Annotated in this window: 17 protein-coding genes; 13 read left to right on the forward strand and 4 right to left on the reverse strand. The window is 71.9% G+C overall.

Features of this window, described 5'->3' with window-relative positions:
- The first annotated feature begins 2 nt into the window (after window positions 1-2).
- From ACZ7LT_RS19060 to ACZ7LT_RS19080, 5 genes are all read left to right on the forward strand, one after another.
- Window positions 3-368 (forward strand): L,D-transpeptidase, encoded by a 366-nt coding sequence (locus ACZ7LT_RS19060; protein WP_471237192.1) that lies wholly within the window; start codon window positions 3-5, stop codon window positions 366-368.
- A 20-nt stretch (window positions 369-388) separates the two neighbouring features.
- The gene (gene alr, locus ACZ7LT_RS19065) at window positions 389-1,561 is read left to right on the forward strand and encodes an alanine racemase (RefSeq protein WP_471237193.1); all 1,173 of its coding nucleotides are present in this window, start codon (window positions 389-391) and stop codon (window positions 1,559-1,561) included.
- Window positions 1,562-1,604: 43 nt separating this feature from the next.
- Window positions 1,605-2,816, forward strand: coding sequence for an alpha/beta fold hydrolase (locus ACZ7LT_RS19070; RefSeq protein ID WP_471237194.1), 1,212 nt, complete (start codon window positions 1,605-1,607; stop codon window positions 2,814-2,816).
- Window positions 2,788-3,288 (forward strand): tRNA (adenosine(37)-N6)-threonylcarbamoyltransferase complex ATPase subunit type 1 TsaE, encoded by a 501-nt coding sequence (gene tsaE, locus ACZ7LT_RS19075; RefSeq protein ID WP_471237195.1) that lies wholly within the window; start codon window positions 2,788-2,790, stop codon window positions 3,286-3,288. Before ACZ7LT_RS19070 ends, tsaE begins: the two co-directional genes overlap by 29 nt.
- A gap of 136 nt (window positions 3,289-3,424) precedes the next feature.
- Window positions 3,425-3,607: a hypothetical protein gene (locus ACZ7LT_RS19080; protein ID WP_471237196.1), complete on the forward strand. Its 183-nt coding sequence runs from the start codon at window positions 3,425-3,427 to the stop codon at window positions 3,605-3,607.
- Between the two features lie 23 nt (window positions 3,608-3,630).
- Here the strand turns inward: ACZ7LT_RS19080 and ACZ7LT_RS19085 are convergent, their stop codons facing one another.
- Window positions 3,631-4,191, reverse strand: a complete 561-nt coding sequence (locus ACZ7LT_RS19085; protein ID WP_471237197.1) for a hypothetical protein — start codon at window positions 4,189-4,191, stop codon at window positions 3,631-3,633.
- 102 nt (window positions 4,192-4,293) lie between these two features.
- On the opposite strand from ACZ7LT_RS19085, the gene tsaB reads away from it, so the two are divergent.
- The 5 genes from tsaB (at window position 4,294) to ACZ7LT_RS19110 (ending at window position 7,734) form a co-directional block, all read left to right on the forward strand.
- Window positions 4,294-4,947, forward strand: a complete 654-nt coding sequence (gene tsaB / locus ACZ7LT_RS19090) for a tRNA (adenosine(37)-N6)-threonylcarbamoyltransferase complex dimerization subunit type 1 TsaB (RefSeq protein ID WP_471237198.1) — start codon at window positions 4,294-4,296, stop codon at window positions 4,945-4,947.
- 26 nt (window positions 4,948-4,973) lie between these two features.
- Window positions 4,974-5,435, forward strand: a complete 462-nt coding sequence (rimI, locus tag ACZ7LT_RS19095; RefSeq protein WP_471237461.1) for a ribosomal protein S18-alanine N-acetyltransferase — start codon at window positions 4,974-4,976, stop codon at window positions 5,433-5,435.
- Window positions 5,435-6,532 (forward strand): tRNA (adenosine(37)-N6)-threonylcarbamoyltransferase complex transferase subunit TsaD, encoded by a 1,098-nt coding sequence (gene tsaD, locus ACZ7LT_RS19100; RefSeq protein ID WP_471237199.1) that lies wholly within the window; start codon window positions 5,435-5,437, stop codon window positions 6,530-6,532. The genes rimI and tsaD overlap by 1 nt, the downstream gene beginning before the upstream one ends.
- A 14-nt stretch (window positions 6,533-6,546) precedes the next feature.
- A complete protein-coding gene (locus tag ACZ7LT_RS19105; protein ID WP_471237462.1) occupies window positions 6,547-6,792 on the forward strand; it encodes a hypothetical protein in 246 nt (81 codons plus the stop codon).
- Window positions 6,793-6,879: 87 nt separating this feature from the next.
- Window positions 6,880-7,734, forward strand: a complete 855-nt coding sequence (locus ACZ7LT_RS19110) for a polysaccharide deacetylase family protein (protein ID WP_471237200.1) — start codon at window positions 6,880-6,882, stop codon at window positions 7,732-7,734.
- On the opposite strand, the gene ACZ7LT_RS19115 is transcribed toward ACZ7LT_RS19110, so the two are convergent.
- From ACZ7LT_RS19115 to ACZ7LT_RS19125, 3 genes are read right to left on the reverse strand one after another with little or no spacing between them, the layout of a single operon-like run.
- The gene (locus tag ACZ7LT_RS19115) at window positions 7,725-9,221 is read right to left on the reverse strand and encodes a hypothetical protein (RefSeq protein WP_471237201.1); all 1,497 of its coding nucleotides are present in this window, start codon (window positions 9,219-9,221) and stop codon (window positions 7,725-7,727) included. The two genes, ACZ7LT_RS19110 and ACZ7LT_RS19115, sit on opposite strands and share 10 nt — an antisense overlap.
- The gene (locus tag ACZ7LT_RS19120) at window positions 9,214-9,861 is read right to left on the reverse strand and encodes a hypothetical protein (protein WP_471237202.1); all 648 of its coding nucleotides are present in this window, start codon (window positions 9,859-9,861) and stop codon (window positions 9,214-9,216) included. The genes ACZ7LT_RS19115 and ACZ7LT_RS19120 overlap by 8 nt, the downstream gene beginning before the upstream one ends.
- Entirely contained in the window at window positions 9,858-11,042 is a 1,185-nt protein-coding gene (locus tag ACZ7LT_RS19125; protein ID WP_471237203.1) for a THUMP-like domain-containing protein, read from the reverse strand. Before ACZ7LT_RS19125 ends, ACZ7LT_RS19120 begins: the two co-directional genes overlap by 4 nt.
- Before the next feature lie 83 nt (window positions 11,043-11,125).
- On the opposite strand from ACZ7LT_RS19125, the gene ACZ7LT_RS19130 reads away from it, so the two are divergent.
- From ACZ7LT_RS19130 to groL, 3 genes are all read left to right on the forward strand, one after another.
- Window positions 11,126-12,097, forward strand: coding sequence for a polysaccharide deacetylase family protein (locus ACZ7LT_RS19130; RefSeq protein ID WP_471237204.1), 972 nt, complete (start codon window positions 11,126-11,128; stop codon window positions 12,095-12,097).
- 217 nt (window positions 12,098-12,314) lie between these two features.
- Window positions 12,315-12,623: a co-chaperone GroES gene (groES, locus tag ACZ7LT_RS19135; protein ID WP_017239619.1), complete on the forward strand. Its 309-nt coding sequence runs from the start codon at window positions 12,315-12,317 to the stop codon at window positions 12,621-12,623.
- 100 nt (window positions 12,624-12,723) lie between these two features.
- Window positions 12,724-14,352 (forward strand): chaperonin GroEL, encoded by a 1,629-nt coding sequence (gene groL, locus ACZ7LT_RS19140; RefSeq protein WP_471237205.1) that lies wholly within the window; start codon window positions 12,724-12,726, stop codon window positions 14,350-14,352.
- The last annotated feature ends 35 nt before the right edge of the window (window positions 14,353-14,387 follow it).

Raw genomic sequence — 14,387 nt, forward strand, 5'->3', positions numbered from 1 at the left:
CCTTGGCCCCCGGGGCCGGCAACCGGGCCAACCCCGGGCCTGGCCTCGGGCCGGTCCAACGGAGGCGGCGCGGGCGCGCCGGTCCCGGAGCAGGCCCCGGCTCAAGGCGCGAGCAGGGGCGCCCAGGCCACCCCGACCCCGCCCCGCATGGGCTAATCCCGCCCCGACACGCCCCTTACAACGTCCCCATGCCCTACAGCCAGTTCTTCAGCGGCGGCCAGGCCCTCCACGGCGTCTACGACAACATCTACAGCTCCGGCGGCAGTCGTGGCTGCGTCACTCTGCGCCACAAGGACGCCAAGAAACTCCGGGGCGTGCTGCACAAGGGTGACCGGGTCTACATCTGGGGCACACGGCCCGGTGGCTGACACCTGAGACACTGGGCGCGATGACTGAGACACCGCCGCCCCCGCGAGCCCGCGCCGAGATCGACCTCGGTGCGCTGCGTGCCAACGTCCGCACGCTGCGCGCCCGGGTCGCGCCCGGCACCCAGGTGATGGCCGTCGTCAAGGCGGACGCGTACGGACACGGGGCCGTCCGGTGTGCCCGCGCCGCCCTCCAGGCCGGCGCGACCTGGCTCGGTACGGCCACCCCGCACGAGGCACTCGCCCTGCGCGCCGCCGGGCTGCGGGACGCGCGGATCCTGTGCTGGCTGTGGACGCCCGGCGACCCCTGGGACGCCGGGATCGAGGCCGGCCTCGACATGACCGTCAGCGGCCTGTGGGCGCTGCGCGAGGTCACCGAGGCCGCCCGCGCCACCGGCAAGCGGGCCCGGATCCAGCTCAAGGCCGACACCGGCCTCGGCCGCAACGGCTGTCAGCCCGCCGACTGGGCCGAGCTCGTCGGCGAGGCGCTGAAGGCGCAGCAGGACGGCCTGGTCCAGGTCACCGGCGTCTGGTCGCACCTCGCCTGCGCCGACGAGCCCGGCCACCCCTCCATCGCCGCCCAGCTGGAGGTCTTCCGCACGATGCTGGCGTACGCGGAGAAGGAGGGCGTCGAGCCGGAGGTACGGCACCTCGCCAACTCCCCGGCGACGCTCACCCTCCCCGAGACCCATTTCGACCTGGTCCGGCCCGGTATCGCGATGTACGGCATCTCGCCCAGCCCCGAGATCGGCACCCCGGCCGACTTCGGCCTGCGCCCGGTCATGACCCTCGCGGCGAGCGTCGCGCTGGTGAAGCAGGCCCCCGCGGGTCATGGCGTCAGTTACGGGCATCACTACGTCACCGAGCGCGAGACCACGCTCGGTCTGGTGCCCGTCGGCTACGCGGACGGCATCCCCCGGCACGCCTCCGGGCGCGGCCCTGTGCTGGTCGGCGACAAGGTCCGTACGGTCGCCGGGCGCGTCGCCATGGACCAGTTCGTGGTCGACCTCGGCGGCGACACGCCCGCGCCGGGCACCGAAGCCCTGCTGTTCGGACCGGGGGACCGGGGCGAGCCGACGGCCGAGGACTGGGCGCGGGCCGCCGACACCATCGCGTACGAGATCGTCACCAGGATCGGTTCGAGGGTTCCGCGTGTTTATCTGAATGAGCTCGACGAAGCGAACGAACCGAACTGAACTGAACGAACTGAATGAGGTCCTGGATCAGTAGGGAGCGGGAGTGAGCGAGACCAGTACGGGGGAGATCGTCGCCGCCGCCACCGACAACTGGCGCCGCGCGGGCCTCGCAGGCGCCGCGATAGGTGTGATCGCCGCCGGGGCCGCCGCGGGCGTCGCCATCGAGCGGCTCACCGTCGGCCGGGGGATCCGCCGCAAGGCCCGGCTCGCCCTCGACGCGGCAGGACCGTACGGCGCCCTGCGCGGCACGCCCGGCCGGGCCGTCGCGGACGACGGCACCGAGCTGTACTACGAGGTCGACGAGGTCGAGGCGGAGGTCCCCGGCCCGCGTCGGCGCCGGCTCTTCGGGCGCAAGGCGCCCGCCGCCGTCACCGTCGTCTTCAGCCACGGCTACTGCCTGAACCAGGACTCCTGGCACTTCCAGCGCGCCGCCCTGCGCGGCCTGGTCCGTACCGTCCACTGGGACCAGCGCAGCCACGGCCGCTCGGCCCGCGGCGTGGCGCAGCAGGGCCCGGCCGGGGTGCCGGTCTCCATCGACGGGCTCGGCCGCGACCTGAAGGCGGTCATCGACGCCGCCGCGCCCACCGGCCCGCTCGTCCTGGTCGGCCATTCGATGGGCGGCATGACGATGATGGCCCTGGCCGACCAGCACCCCGAGCTGATCCGGGACCGGGTCGTCGGCGTCGCCTTCGTCGGGACGTCCTGCGGGCGGCTGGGCGAGGTCAACTACGGTCTGCCGGTCGCCGGGGTCAACGCCGTACGGCGTGTCCTGCCCGGTGTACTGCGGGCCCTCGGCTCGCAGGCGGAGCTGGTCGAGCGGGGCCGCCGCGCCACGGCCGACCTGTTCGCCGGGCTGATCAAGAGGTACTCGTTCTCGTCCCGGGACGTGGACCCGGCCATCGCGCGGTTCGCCGAGCGGATGATCGAGTCGACCCCGATCGACGTGGTCGCGGAGTTCTACCCGGCCTTCACCGAGCACGACAAGGCCGACGCGCTCGACATCTTCCAGGAGGTGCCCGCGCTCGCCCTGGCCGGCGACCGCGACCTGGTCACGCCGAGCTCGCACACCGAGGCCATCGCCGATCTGCTGCCCGACGCCGAGCTGGTCATCGTCCCCGACGCCGGCCATCTGGTGATGCTGGAGCACCCGGAGGCGGTGACCGACCGGCTCGCGGACCTGCTCGTGCGGGTCGGGGCCGTACCGGCAGCGACTAACGTTGGCTCGTATGGAAGCACCGCAGAGCCAGGCCACTGAGGCCACCTTCGCCGTCGACTCGCCCGAGCAGATGCAGGAGACCGGACGGCGTCTCGCGAAACTGCTCCGCCCGGGCGATCTCGTGATGCTCACCGGCGAGCTCGGCGCCGGGAAGACGACCCTCACCCGTGGCCTCGGCGAAGGCCTCGGCGTGCGGGGCGCGGTCACCTCGCCGACCTTCGTCATCGCCCGGGTCCACCCCTCCCTGACCGGCGGCCCGGCCCTGGTCCATGTCGACGCGTACCGCCTCGGCGGCGGTCTCGACGAGATGGAGGACCTCGACCTGGACGTCTCGCTGCCCGAGTCGGTGGTGGTCGTGGAGTGGGGCGACGGCAAGGTCGAGGACCTGTCCGAGGAGCGGCTGCACGTGCTGATCCACCGCGTGGTGGGCGACACCGACGACGACCGGCGCACGGTGACCCTGCGCGGCCTGGGCAGCCGCTGGTCCACCGAGGACCTCACGCTGGTCTAGGGCCCCTTGGGTGCCGTACGTTCCGACAAGACGTCGGCAAGATGTTGCGCCGGTCGTACGAAGCGTGGTGACATGGTCCTACAAGCTGGTTAGGTCTACCTAACCACGCCTGCCCCCGGAGCCTCAGGAGGCATCCATGCCGGCATCCGAGCGTGACCGTGAAACGCGCACGCCCCCGTCCCCGCGGGCGGTGTCCGCGGTGTCCATGACGGATCTGCTGGCGGCCTGCGCGGCGGCCAGCGCGGTGTCGACGCCGCCGCGGAAGACCGAGGCCGACGAGGTCACCGAGGAGCGTGAGCCGCGGCGCGACGCCGCGTAGCCCGATCGGGGGATGTGTCCCACCTACGGGACGACGACCACCTTCGAGCCGATCGTCGCGAACCACCACAGCGCGTCGCCGTCGGCCCGCTTCATCCGCACGCCGCCGGTGCGGCGCTTCGGATCCGGGCTGGCGAGCGTGCCGTCCACGGCCGCGCTGAACCCGATCGGGACGTCGTCGACGCTGGCGAACCGCACCACGTGCTCGACCTGCACCCCGTCCGACCCGCGCACCAGCCCGGACCGGGAGGTCACCGCGTACGTCCCGGGCTTCGGGCTGACCGTGCTCGGCATGACACTGAACGCCCGCGTCGCGCGGTTGGAGCCGTCCACCAGCCACACCCGCCGGTCGGCGAGTCCGTAGACCACCCGCTGGCCGGAGCCCGACTTCGCGGGGACCGCCAGCGGGTCCTTGACCGGCTTGCGCGGTCCGCCGGCCGACGGGGCGGGCGGGGCCGCCGGGGTCATCGGCTTCGCCGACAGATCCGCCGGCACGCTGGCCGACGCCTGGTAGGCGAGGAAAGAGACCGCGGCGATCGCCGCCACGGTGAGCCCGGCCACGAATCCCGAGCTGCTCCTTGCCACGGTGTCCACCTCTCAGACGTATGTACCCGTGGTGACGGTAGCAGCCGGGGCCGACAGGGGCGGGGCGGCGTGCCTGGGGCCGTGGAGCCGTAGGCTGTTCGCGTGCTCCTGCTCGCCGTTGATACCGCCACACCCGCCGTCACCGTCGCCCTCCACGACGGTGAGTCCGTCGTCGCCGAATCCAGTCAGGTCGACGCACGCCGGCACGGGGAACTGCTGCTGCCCTCCGTCCACCGCGTCCTCACCGCGGCCGGACGCACGCTCGACCAGGTCACGGGCGTCGTCGTCGGTGTCGGCCCCGGCCCGTACACGGGCCTGCGGGTCGGCCTGGTGACCGCCACCACCTTCGCCTCGGTCCTCGGCGTCCCCGTGCACGGCCTGTGCACCCTCGACGGTCTGGCGTACGCCTCCGGCATCGAGGAGCCGTTCGTCGTCGCGACGGACGCGCGCCGCAAGGAGGTCTACTGGGCACGGTACGAAGGTTTCCGCACCCGGGTCGGCGAACCGGCCGTCGACCGGCCCGCGGACATCGCCGAGCAGGTCGCCGGCCTCCCGGCGGTCGGCGCGGGAGCCGTGCTCTACCCCGACGTCTTTCCCGACGCCCGGGCCCCCGAGCACCAGTCCGCGGCGGCCCTCGCCACGCTCGCCGCCGAGCGGCTGAAGGCCGGAGAATCATTCCTGGAGCCCCTCCCGCTCTACCTGCGCCGCCCCGACGCGCAGGTGCCGAAGAACTACAAGGTGGTCACCCCCTCGTGACCCGTACGGCCGCCGAGCTGCGCGAGATGCGCTGGTGGGACATCGCACCGGTGCTGGAGCTGGAACACGACCTCTTCCCCGAGGACGCCTGGTCCGCCGGGATGTTCTGGTCCGAGCTCGCGCACGCCCGCGGCCCGGCCGCCTCCCGGCGCTATGTCGTCGCCGAGGACGGCACCGGCCGGATCGTCGGATACGCGGGCCTCGCGGCGGCCGGCGGACTCGGCGACGTACAGACCATCGCGGCCTCCCGCGACCAGTGGGGCACGGGCCTCGGCGCCCGGCTCCTGACCGATCTGCTGCAGTACGCCACGGCCTTCGAGTGCGAGGAAGTGCTCCTGGAGGTCCGTGTGGACAACACCCGGGCGCAGAAGCTGTACGAGCGCTTCGGCTTCGAGCCCATCGGCTTCCGGCGCGGCTACTACCAGCCGGGCAACGTCGACGCGCTCGTGATGCGACTGACCGTTCAAGGAACAGAAGAGACTGACTGATGGCTGCTGACGAACCGCTCGTACTCGGCATCGAGACCTCGTGCGACGAGACCGGTGTCGGCATCGTGCGCGGCACGACCCTGCTCGCGGACGCCGTCGCCTCCAGCGTCGACACCCACGCCCGCTACGGCGGCGTGGTCCCCGAGATCGCCTCGCGCGCCCACCTGGAGGCGATGGTCCCCACCATCGAGCGCGCCCTCAAGCAGGCCGGGATCTCCGCGAAGGACCTCGACGGCATCGCCGTCACCGCCGGTCCCGGCCTCGCGGGCGCGCTGCTCGTGGGCGTCTCGGCGGCCAAGGCGTACGCGTACGCGCTGAACAAGCCGCTCTACGGGGTGAACCACCTCGCCTCGCACATCTGTGTCGACCAGCTCGAACACGGCCCGCTGCCCGAGCCGACGATGGCCCTGCTGGTCTCCGGCGGGCACTCCTCGCTGCTGCTCGCGCCCGACATCACCGCCGACGTACGCCCCATGGGCGCGACGATCGACGACGCGGCGGGCGAGGCGTTCGACAAGATCGCGCGGGTGCTGAACCTCGGCTTCCCCGGTGGCCCGGTCATCGACCGGCTCGCCAAGGAGGGCGACCCCGAGGCGATCGCCTTCCCGCGCGGCCTGACCGGCCCCCGCGACCCCGCCTACGACTTCTCGTTCTCCGGCCTCAAGACCGCCGTGGCCCGCTGGATCGAGGCCAAGCGGGCGGCGGGCGAGGAGGTGCCCGTACGGGACGTCGCCGCCTCCTTCCAGGAGGCGGTCGTGGACGTGCTCACCCGCAAGGCCGTACGGGCCTGCAAGGACGAGGGCGTCGACCATCTGATGATCGGCGGCGGCGTGGCCGCCAACTCGCGGCTGCGGGCGCTCGCCGAGGAGCGGTGCGAGCGGGCCGGCATCCGGCTGCGGGTGCCCCGGCCGGGGCTGTGCACCGACAACGGCGCGATGGTCGCGGCGCTCGGCGCGGAGATGGTGGCCCGCAACCGCCCCGCCTCCGACCTGGAGCTGTCCGCGGACTCCTCGCTGCCGGTGACCGACCCGCACGTCCCCGGCAACCACAGCCACGACCACGTGCACGAGATCAGCAAGGAGAACCTGTACTCGTGACGACGGTGGCCCTGATGTGGGAGGCGCGCGCGGTGCAGGGCCGTGGCGCCGAACTCCTGGAGTGGGCGCGGGCCCAGGAGCTCGCGGCCGAGCCGCTGCGCCGGGAGCTCTTCTCGGCGCCGCAGGACCGCGTTCTCGTCCTCACCTGGTGGGACGCGCCGCTCGACGCCGAACTGCCGGAACTGCCCGAACCGGCCGCCGACCTGATCACGCGTCCGGTGCACCGCTGGCGCTTCGAGTCCCATGGGACGGGTGACTGACCCGCCTCCGCAGGCAACCACGCGTTCGAATGAGCCGTCCTCCTCTCCGCAGGATGGGTTCAGGCGTTCGGACGGCGGGTTTCACAGGTGCGCAAGCGGTACGTGGGGGCGGCGCTCGCCGCCGCCCTGGTCATGACGGGCTGCTCGGTCGGGCTCCAGGGCTCGGTGGACCCGGTGGGCGCGGCACCCACCCCGTCGGCCTCGACCTCGGCCTCGGCGCCCGCCGCCGGGGGCAAGGCCCCCGAATCGGCGCCGGACACCGCGGCCGCGTACCGCAAGTGGGGCCTCAAGCCGCTGGCCGCACCGCCCGCCCCGCCGAAGACCAAGCCGGTCAGGACAGGCGGCGCCGGCCCGGTCCCGGTGATCAGCGACATACCCACCAAGGACAAGGTCGTCTTCATCACCATCGACGACGGGGCCGAGAAGGACCCGAAGTTCGTCGAGATGATGCGCGAGCTGAAGATCCCGGTGACGATGTTCCTCACCGACTCGGCGATACGCCCCGACTACGGCTACTTCAAGCCACTCCAGCAGCTCGGCAACGGCGTCGCCAACCACACCCTGAGCCACCCCAATCTGCGCACCCTCGGCGCCGCCGCCCAGCAGCGCGAGATCTGCGGGCAGCAGACCAAGCTGGCCAAGGAGTACGGCACCACCCCGCGCCTCATGCGCCCGCCGTACGGCAACTGGAACGAGGACACCCGCGCCGCCGCCGGCCGGTGCGGCGTCGAGGCGATCGTGCTGTGGCGCGAGTCCATGCAGATCACGAACATGCAGTACCAGCGCGGCGACAAGAAGCTGCACCCCGGCGACATCATCCTGGCCCACTTCCGCGGCCCGTCCGAGCTCAAGGGGACGACGATGACCGAGATGACCGCCAACATGCTCCGCCACATCCAGGAGCAGGGCTTCACCGTGGCCCGCCTGGAGGACTACGTCTGACGCCCCCTCGTCGCGCGGTACCGGAGGACCGGCCCGGACACCGTCCCGACCAGGACTGTACCGTCGGGCGCCACACTCAGACAGGACGCGTGGTACGGCGGCACCGGGCGGCGGCCCTGGACCTGGCCGTCGACCGCGTCCAGGGAGAGCAGCTCCCCGGCCGTGCCGACCATGTGGACGACGCCGTCGTGGGCGTCCACACCGACCGGCTGAGCGTCCAGCGGGTGCGTCCACAGGACCTCCCCGCCGGGGAAGGCCCGGCGGACCAGCGCGTGGCCGGTGTGGTTGTGCTGGACCGCCAGGACGAGGCCGGGGCCGGCGCCGTCCTCGACGTATACCCCGCGCCAGGGGAACAGCCCGTCGAGCGCGAAGTGCTGGGTGAGGGACCCGTCCGGCGCCAGGGACGCCAGGCCCGCCCCGGCCGCGCAGAGCAGCAGCGGGCAGCGCCGTACGTCGACGAGACTCACGGCGTACCGCACGGCGTCGAACCCTCCGGTGTACGTGCCGTCGGCGCGGTAGACGCGGGTGTTGGGGCCCTCGGGGTCCGGGGCGTCGATGCTCCGGTCGAAGGTGTCGCGGACGGCGAAGGCCCCGTCGGTCGTCCGGACGGCGAGGGCGGCCGCGAACGGCACCGAGACGCTGCCGAGGACGGTTCCGTCGGTGAGCGAGACGTTCACGATGTCCGTGCGGAAGCGGTGGTCCTCGCCGGGGACCAGGATCCGTACGGTGCGCTCGTCGGACGAGACGTGGAGGCGCCGGCCCCTCTGCCCCGTGGGCGCGGGCGCCGACCAGAGCAGGGTGCCCTCGGCGGACCAGCACTCGACCAGGGCGCCGGCGCGGGTGGCGAGGGTGCGCCCGTCGCTCAGTCCGGCGACGTCCGTGACGCCGCCCGGGCCGTCGTAGGTCCTGCCGAAGCGCTCGGCGAGCAGCCGCAGGGTGTCCTTCGGGTCCTCCCAGGGGGCCTCGGGCGGCTCGGCGTACGGGAGCACGTCGAGGGTGGTGAGGTCGAGGGAGTCGGGTGTGAGCCCGAGCCAGTCGTCGCGCTCGATGACGTACCGGCCCGTCAGATGCTCGCCGGGGTAGGTGCGGGAGTCGATGGCGAAGAGGTCGAGTTCGAGCGTGCGGTCGTCGACCCAGCGGACCGGGTCGATGCCCCACCGGGGGTCGTCGAAGTCGACGCGGTGCCCGGTGGCCGGTTCGAGCAGCGTGAGCCCGCCCTCGCGGTCGTACTCGTCGTAGTTGTCGAGCCCGACGGCGAGCAGCGGAAGCGTGGGGTGGAAGGCGATCGACTCGGCGTCCTTCGTGAACGTCAGCAGATGAGCGCAGGAGAGGTCGGCGGCGCGGTACACGGCCACCCTGCTGGCCCGGTGGTTCAGCGACGAGACCGCGATCCACTCCCCGTCGGCGCTGGTCACCACCTGACTGGGGCCCGCGAACAGTTCGGGGAACGGGTCGTCCTTGAGGACCGTGTACGGCAGCTCAGACATGGTGCTCCGACAGATGGGTGAAGGTCACCCGCGCGAGGGCGGCGAGGGTGGCCGGATCGGCGGCGGGCGCGTACGTACGGAAGGCGGCGGCGAAGGCGGGCGAGCGGCCGCAGAGGGTCAGGGCGTCGGTGGCCTGGGTGAGGCGGGGCACCACCTCCCCGTCGCAGAAGGGGTGCTCGTTGTCGACGAACGCCCGCACACTCTCCTCGTAGGAGGCGTACTCACCGTCGTACGCCCAGGTGTCGAGGTCGAGCAGGAGCGGGAAGCGGGCCCGAACCTCCCACTGGGCAAGCGGCACCTCCTCGTACGACGCGTCCTCGCGGTCGGCCAGCCGCAGCAGCATGGCCAGTTCGGTCATGAACGCGGGCACGGACTTGGGGGCCGCGGCCGCCGTCCAGGCCCGCCGGGCACTCTGAGGGCAGCTCGCGAAGAAGTCCTCCGTGAACGTCTCGGCCAGATAGTCGAGCTGGGAGGCGAGCGGCTGGGCGGGATGGCGCCAGTGCGCGTCCCAGTACTCCGTCCGGACCACCCGCCGGTAGCGCAGCACCTCCCACTCCAGGGGGTCCGCGCCGGCCGCCGCGAGCCCCACGAGATGTGCGAGTGGCCCGCTGGTGAGTATGCCTTCGGGGTGCAGCGTCATGGCTGGGCAGGCCGTCCGATCAGCATCGTCGGCGCCCCGGCCACCCGGGTCAGGAAGACGGTGGCGGCGTTCGGGCCCTTCGGCTTCACCTTGCGGCGCAGCTCCTCCGGTTCGACCGCCGAGCCGCGCTTCTTCACGGTGAGATGGCCGACCTCGCGCTCGCGCAGCAGTGCCTTGAGCCGCTTGAGGTTGAAGGGGAGCTCGTCGGTGATCTCGTAGGCGGTGGCGTAGGGCGTCGGGCGCAGCTCGTCGGCGGTGATGTAGGCGATGGTCTCGTCGATCAGCCCGGCGTCGAGTTCCTCGGCCACCTCGGCGACCAGATGGGCGCGGATGACGGCGCCGTCCGGCTCGTAGAGGTGGCGGCCCACGGACCGGACCGCGGGATCGGGCAGGCCGCGGCCCACCAGGCTCGCGCCGGACGGCAGGAGGGTGGCGCGCCGGCCGCCTGGGCGGGTGCCGAACCACAGCACCGCCTCCTTCACGTCCCCGCCGTCCGAGATCCACTCCGCCTCGGCGTCGTCCGGGACCGCCTCGTGCGGCACACCGGGGGCGATCTTCAGGGCGGCGTGCGGGGCGGTGCGAGCGGCCCCGATGGCCCAGGAGAGCGGGGGTGAGTACGCCTCCGGGTCGAAGATCCGGCCGCGTCCGCCGCGCCGCGCCGGGTCCACGAAGACGGCGTCGTACGGCGCGGTGTCGATCTCCGTCACATCCGCGCAGCGCACCTCGATCAGCTCGGCGAGACCGAGCGCCTCGGCGTTCGCCCGGGCCACCTCGGCGGTCAGCGGGTCCCGGTCCACCGCGAGGACGGAGATCCCGGCCCGGGCCAGGGCGAGGGCGTCGCCGCCGATGCCGCCGCACAGATCCGCGACCCCGCGCACACCGAGCTCCTTGAAGCGCGCGGCGCGGTACGTGCCGACCGTCGCCCGGGTCGACTGCTCGACGCCATGGGGCGTGAAGTACATGCGGTACGCGTCCTCGGCGCCGAACTTCGCCACCGCGCGCTGCCGCAGCCGGGCCTGCCCGAGCGCCGCCGTGACCAGCTCGGCCGGGTGCTCGCGGCGCAGCCGGGAGGCGACGGCCAGCTCCTGCGCGGGGTCGTAGTCCCGCAGGACGGCCAGCAGGGTCTGGCCCTCGGGCGTGAGCAGGGCGTGGAAGGCGGCAAGATCGGTCACGCGGCCCATTGTGGGCCAGGCGGGGGATGGTGCGCTGTACGGCGGCGGTGTCGGCGTTCTTCCGGCGTTCGGCGCTGACAGGATGCGACCCCATGCAGCTAGTACGACAAAACGGTGCAGAGGGTTGTATTCCCGTACGAAATCCGCATGCGCGTCGGGGGCGGCGGGTCCGGGTGGCCCTCGCCGCCGCGCTGATCGCCGCCCTCGGCGCGGCCTGCGCCGACTCCACCGAGGAGGGGGCCCCGGGCGCCGGTGCGGCCGGGCCCGCGACGCCCGCCGCCGGTCAGCCCCAGCAGGCGCGCGGCGCGGCCGGAGCCCTGGCCGCGTATGTCGAGCGGACCCGGCGCGCGCAGGCCGCCCGCGCGCTCGCCGCCAAGAAGTGGGGCCTCACCAAAACCCCGCTGACCGCGCCCCCGCCGCCCGCCGTCAAGCCGACCATCACCACCCGCAAGGGCTTCGAGACCGCCGGCGAGGGCCTGCCGCCCGTCTTCACCACCGTGCCGACCAAGGAGAAGGTCGTCTTCCTGACGATCGACGACGGCGCGGAGAAGGACCCCGCGCTGCTGCGGATGATGTCCGAGCTGCAGATCCCCTACAGCGCCTTCCTCAGCGACTACCTGATCAAGGAGGACTACGGCTATTTCAAGAGGATGGGGGACGCCGGGGTCGCGCTGCACAACCACACGCTCAACCACCGCTACATGCCCGCGCTCTCGTACAAGCAGCAGGAACGGGAGATCTGCGGGCAGCAGGACAAGATCGAGAAGCGGTACGGCACGCGGCCGCCCCTCTTCCGGCCGCCGTACGGCAACTACAACGAGGCCACCCTGCGCGCCGCCAAGTCCTGCGGGATCAAGGCCGTGCCGCTGTGGGCGGCCGAGGCGTTCCCGGACCGGATGGAATGGCGCGAGTGGGACCGCGACCTGCACCCCGGCGACATCATCCTCACGCATTTCCGGGGCCGAGAGGACTGGAAGGGCACGATGCCGGACATGATCCGCCAGGTGATGAAGACCGTCACGGCGAAGGGGTACGCCGTGGCCAGGCTGGAGGACTACGTCTGAGAAGACGGTTCCTTGGGGTTGGCCGCGACGGCTCGCGGGTGGTGAATTGGCACTCCGCTTGACCGAGTGCTAATCGCGGTCATAGTCTCGGCTCTGGCACTCCCCACTGGAGAGTGCCAACACAGCGACGGGCAGGTCCGGCACCCGCGACGACGGATCCACCTGGTCGCCACCTCAGACAGTCAACCCCGTGATCTCCGAAGGGGGAGGTCGGATCGTGACGACCACCAGCTCCAAGGTTGCCATCAAGCCGCTCGAGGACCGCATTGTGGTCCAGCCGCTCGACGCCGAGCAGACCACCGCCTCTGGCCTGGTCATCCCGGACACCGCCAAGGAGAAGCCCCAGGAGGGCGTCGTCCTGGCCGTGGGCCCGGGCCGCTTCGAGAACGGCGAGCGCCTGCCGCTCGACGTCAAGACCGGCGACATCGTGCTGTACAGCAAGTACGGCGGCACCGAGGTGAAGTACAACGGCGAGGAGTACCTCGTCCTCTCGGCTCGCGACGTGCTCGCGATCGTCGAGAAGTAATTCACCCGAAGCAGATGCTTTGAACTGCGCCCCTGGCTCCCTGACTCATATCCGGGCGCCCGGGGCGCTGTTCGTATCAGAAGAGGACTGAAACGCTCCCATGGCGAAGATTCTGAAGTTCGACGAGGACGCCCGTCGCGCCCTCGAGCGCGGCGTCAACAAGCTTGCCGACACGGTCAAGGTGACGATCGGCCCCAAGGGCCGCAACGTCGTCATCGACAAGAAGTTCGGCGCTCCCACCATCACCAACGACGGTGTCACGATCGCCCGTGAGGTCGAGATCGAGGACCCGTACGAGAACCTCGGCGCCCAGCTGGTGAAGGAGGTGGCGACCAAGACCAACGACATCGCGGGTGACGGCACCACCACCGCCACCGTGCTCGCCCAGGCGCTGGTCCGCGAGGGTCTGCGCAACGTCGCCGCCGGCGCCTCCCCGGCCGCCCTGAAGAAGGGCATCGACGCGGCGGTCAAGGCCGTCTCCGACGAGCTTCTGGCGACCGCCCGTCCCATCGAGGACAAGGCCGACATCGCCGCTGTGGCCGCGCTCTCCGCGCAGGACCAGCAGGTCGGCGAGCTCATTGCCGAGGCGATGGACAAGGTCGGCAAGGACGGTGTCATCACCGTCGAGGAGTCCAACACCTTCGGCCTGGAGCTCGACTTCACCGAGGGCATGGCCTTCGACAAGGGCTACCTCTCGCCGTACATGGTGACCGACCAGGAGCGTATGGAGGCCGTCCTCGACGACCCGTACATCCTGATCCACCAGGGCAAGATCTCCTCGATCCAGGACCTGCTGCCGCTCCTGGAGAAGGTCATCCAGGCCGGCTCCAGCAAGCCGCTGCTGATCATCGCCGAGGACGTCGAGGGCGAGGCCCTGTCGACCCTGGTCGTCAACAAGATCCGTGGCACGTTCAACGCCGTGGCCGTCAAGGCCCCGGGCTTCGGCGACCGCCGCAAGGCGATGCTCGGCGACATGGCCACCCTCACCGGTGCCACCGTCATCGCCGAGGAGGTCGGCCTCAAGCTCGACCAGGCCGGTCTGGACGTGCTGGGCACCGCCCGCCGCGTGACCATCACCAAGGACGACACCACCATCGTCGACGGTGGCGGCAACTCCGCGGACGTGCAGGGCCGCGTCAACCAGATCAAGGCCGAGATCGAGTCCACCGACTCCGACTGGGACCGCGAGAAGCTCCAGGAGCGCCTCGCGAAGCTGGCCGGCGGCGTGTGCGTGATCAAGGTCGGCGCCGCCACCGAGGTGGAGCTGAAGGAGAAGAAGCACCGTCTGGAGGACGCCATCTCCGCGACCCGCGCCGCGGTCGAGGAGGGCATCGTCTCCGGTGGTGGCTCCGCCCTGGTCCACGCCGTCAAGGTGCTCGAGGGCAACCTCGGCAAGGAGGGCGACGAGGCCACCGGTGTCGCCGTCGTCCGCCGCGCCGCCGTCGAGCCGCTGCGCTGGATCGCCGAGAACGCCGGCCTCGAGGGCTACGTCATCACCTCCAAGGTGGCGGAGCTGGAGAAGGGCAACGGCTTCAACGCCGCGACCGGCGAGTACGGCGACCTGGTGAAGGCCGGCGTCATCGACCCGGTCAAGGTCACGCGCTCCGCGCTGGAGAACGCCGCGTCGATCGCCTCCCTGCTGCTCACGACCGAGACCCTGGTCGTCGAGAAGAAGGAAGAGGAGTCGGCGGACGCGGGCCACGGCCACGGCCACGGTCACTCGCACTGACGCTCTCTGTGAGCTCTGAGCTCTGAGCTCTGAGC

Source organism: Streptomyces sp. NPDC039465 (assembly GCF_055639315.1).

Coding starts and splice junctions, on each gene's coding strand:
- alr (WP_471237193.1), top strand. CDS start 389: ATGACTGAGACACCGCCGCCCCCGCGAGCCCGCGCCGAGATCGACCTC.
- tsaE (WP_471237195.1), top strand. CDS start 2,788: ATGGAAGCACCGCAGAGCCAGGCCACTGAGGCCACCTTCGCCGTCGAC.
- ACZ7LT_RS19080 (WP_471237196.1), top strand. CDS start 3,425: ATGCCGGCATCCGAGCGTGACCGTGAAACGCGCACGCCCCCGTCCCCG.
- rimI (WP_471237461.1), top strand. CDS start 4,974: ATGCGCTGGTGGGACATCGCACCGGTGCTGGAGCTGGAACACGACCTC.
- tsaD (WP_471237199.1), top strand. CDS start 5,435: ATGGCTGCTGACGAACCGCTCGTACTCGGCATCGAGACCTCGTGCGAC.
- ACZ7LT_RS19105 (WP_471237462.1), top strand. CDS start 6,547: ATGTGGGAGGCGCGCGCGGTGCAGGGCCGTGGCGCCGAACTCCTGGAG.
- ACZ7LT_RS19115 (WP_471237201.1), bottom strand. CDS start 9,221: ATGTCTGAGCTGCCGTACACGGTCCTCAAGGACGACCCGTTCCCCGAA.
- ACZ7LT_RS19120 (WP_471237202.1), bottom strand. CDS start 9,861: ATGACGCTGCACCCCGAAGGCATACTCACCAGCGGGCCACTCGCACAT.
- ACZ7LT_RS19125 (WP_471237203.1), bottom strand. CDS start 11,042: ATGGGCCGCGTGACCGATCTTGCCGCCTTCCACGCCCTGCTCACGCCC.
- ACZ7LT_RS19130 (WP_471237204.1), top strand. CDS start 11,126: ATGCAGCTAGTACGACAAAACGGTGCAGAGGGTTGTATTCCCGTACGA.
- groL (WP_471237205.1), top strand. CDS start 12,724: ATGGCGAAGATTCTGAAGTTCGACGAGGACGCCCGTCGCGCCCTCGAG.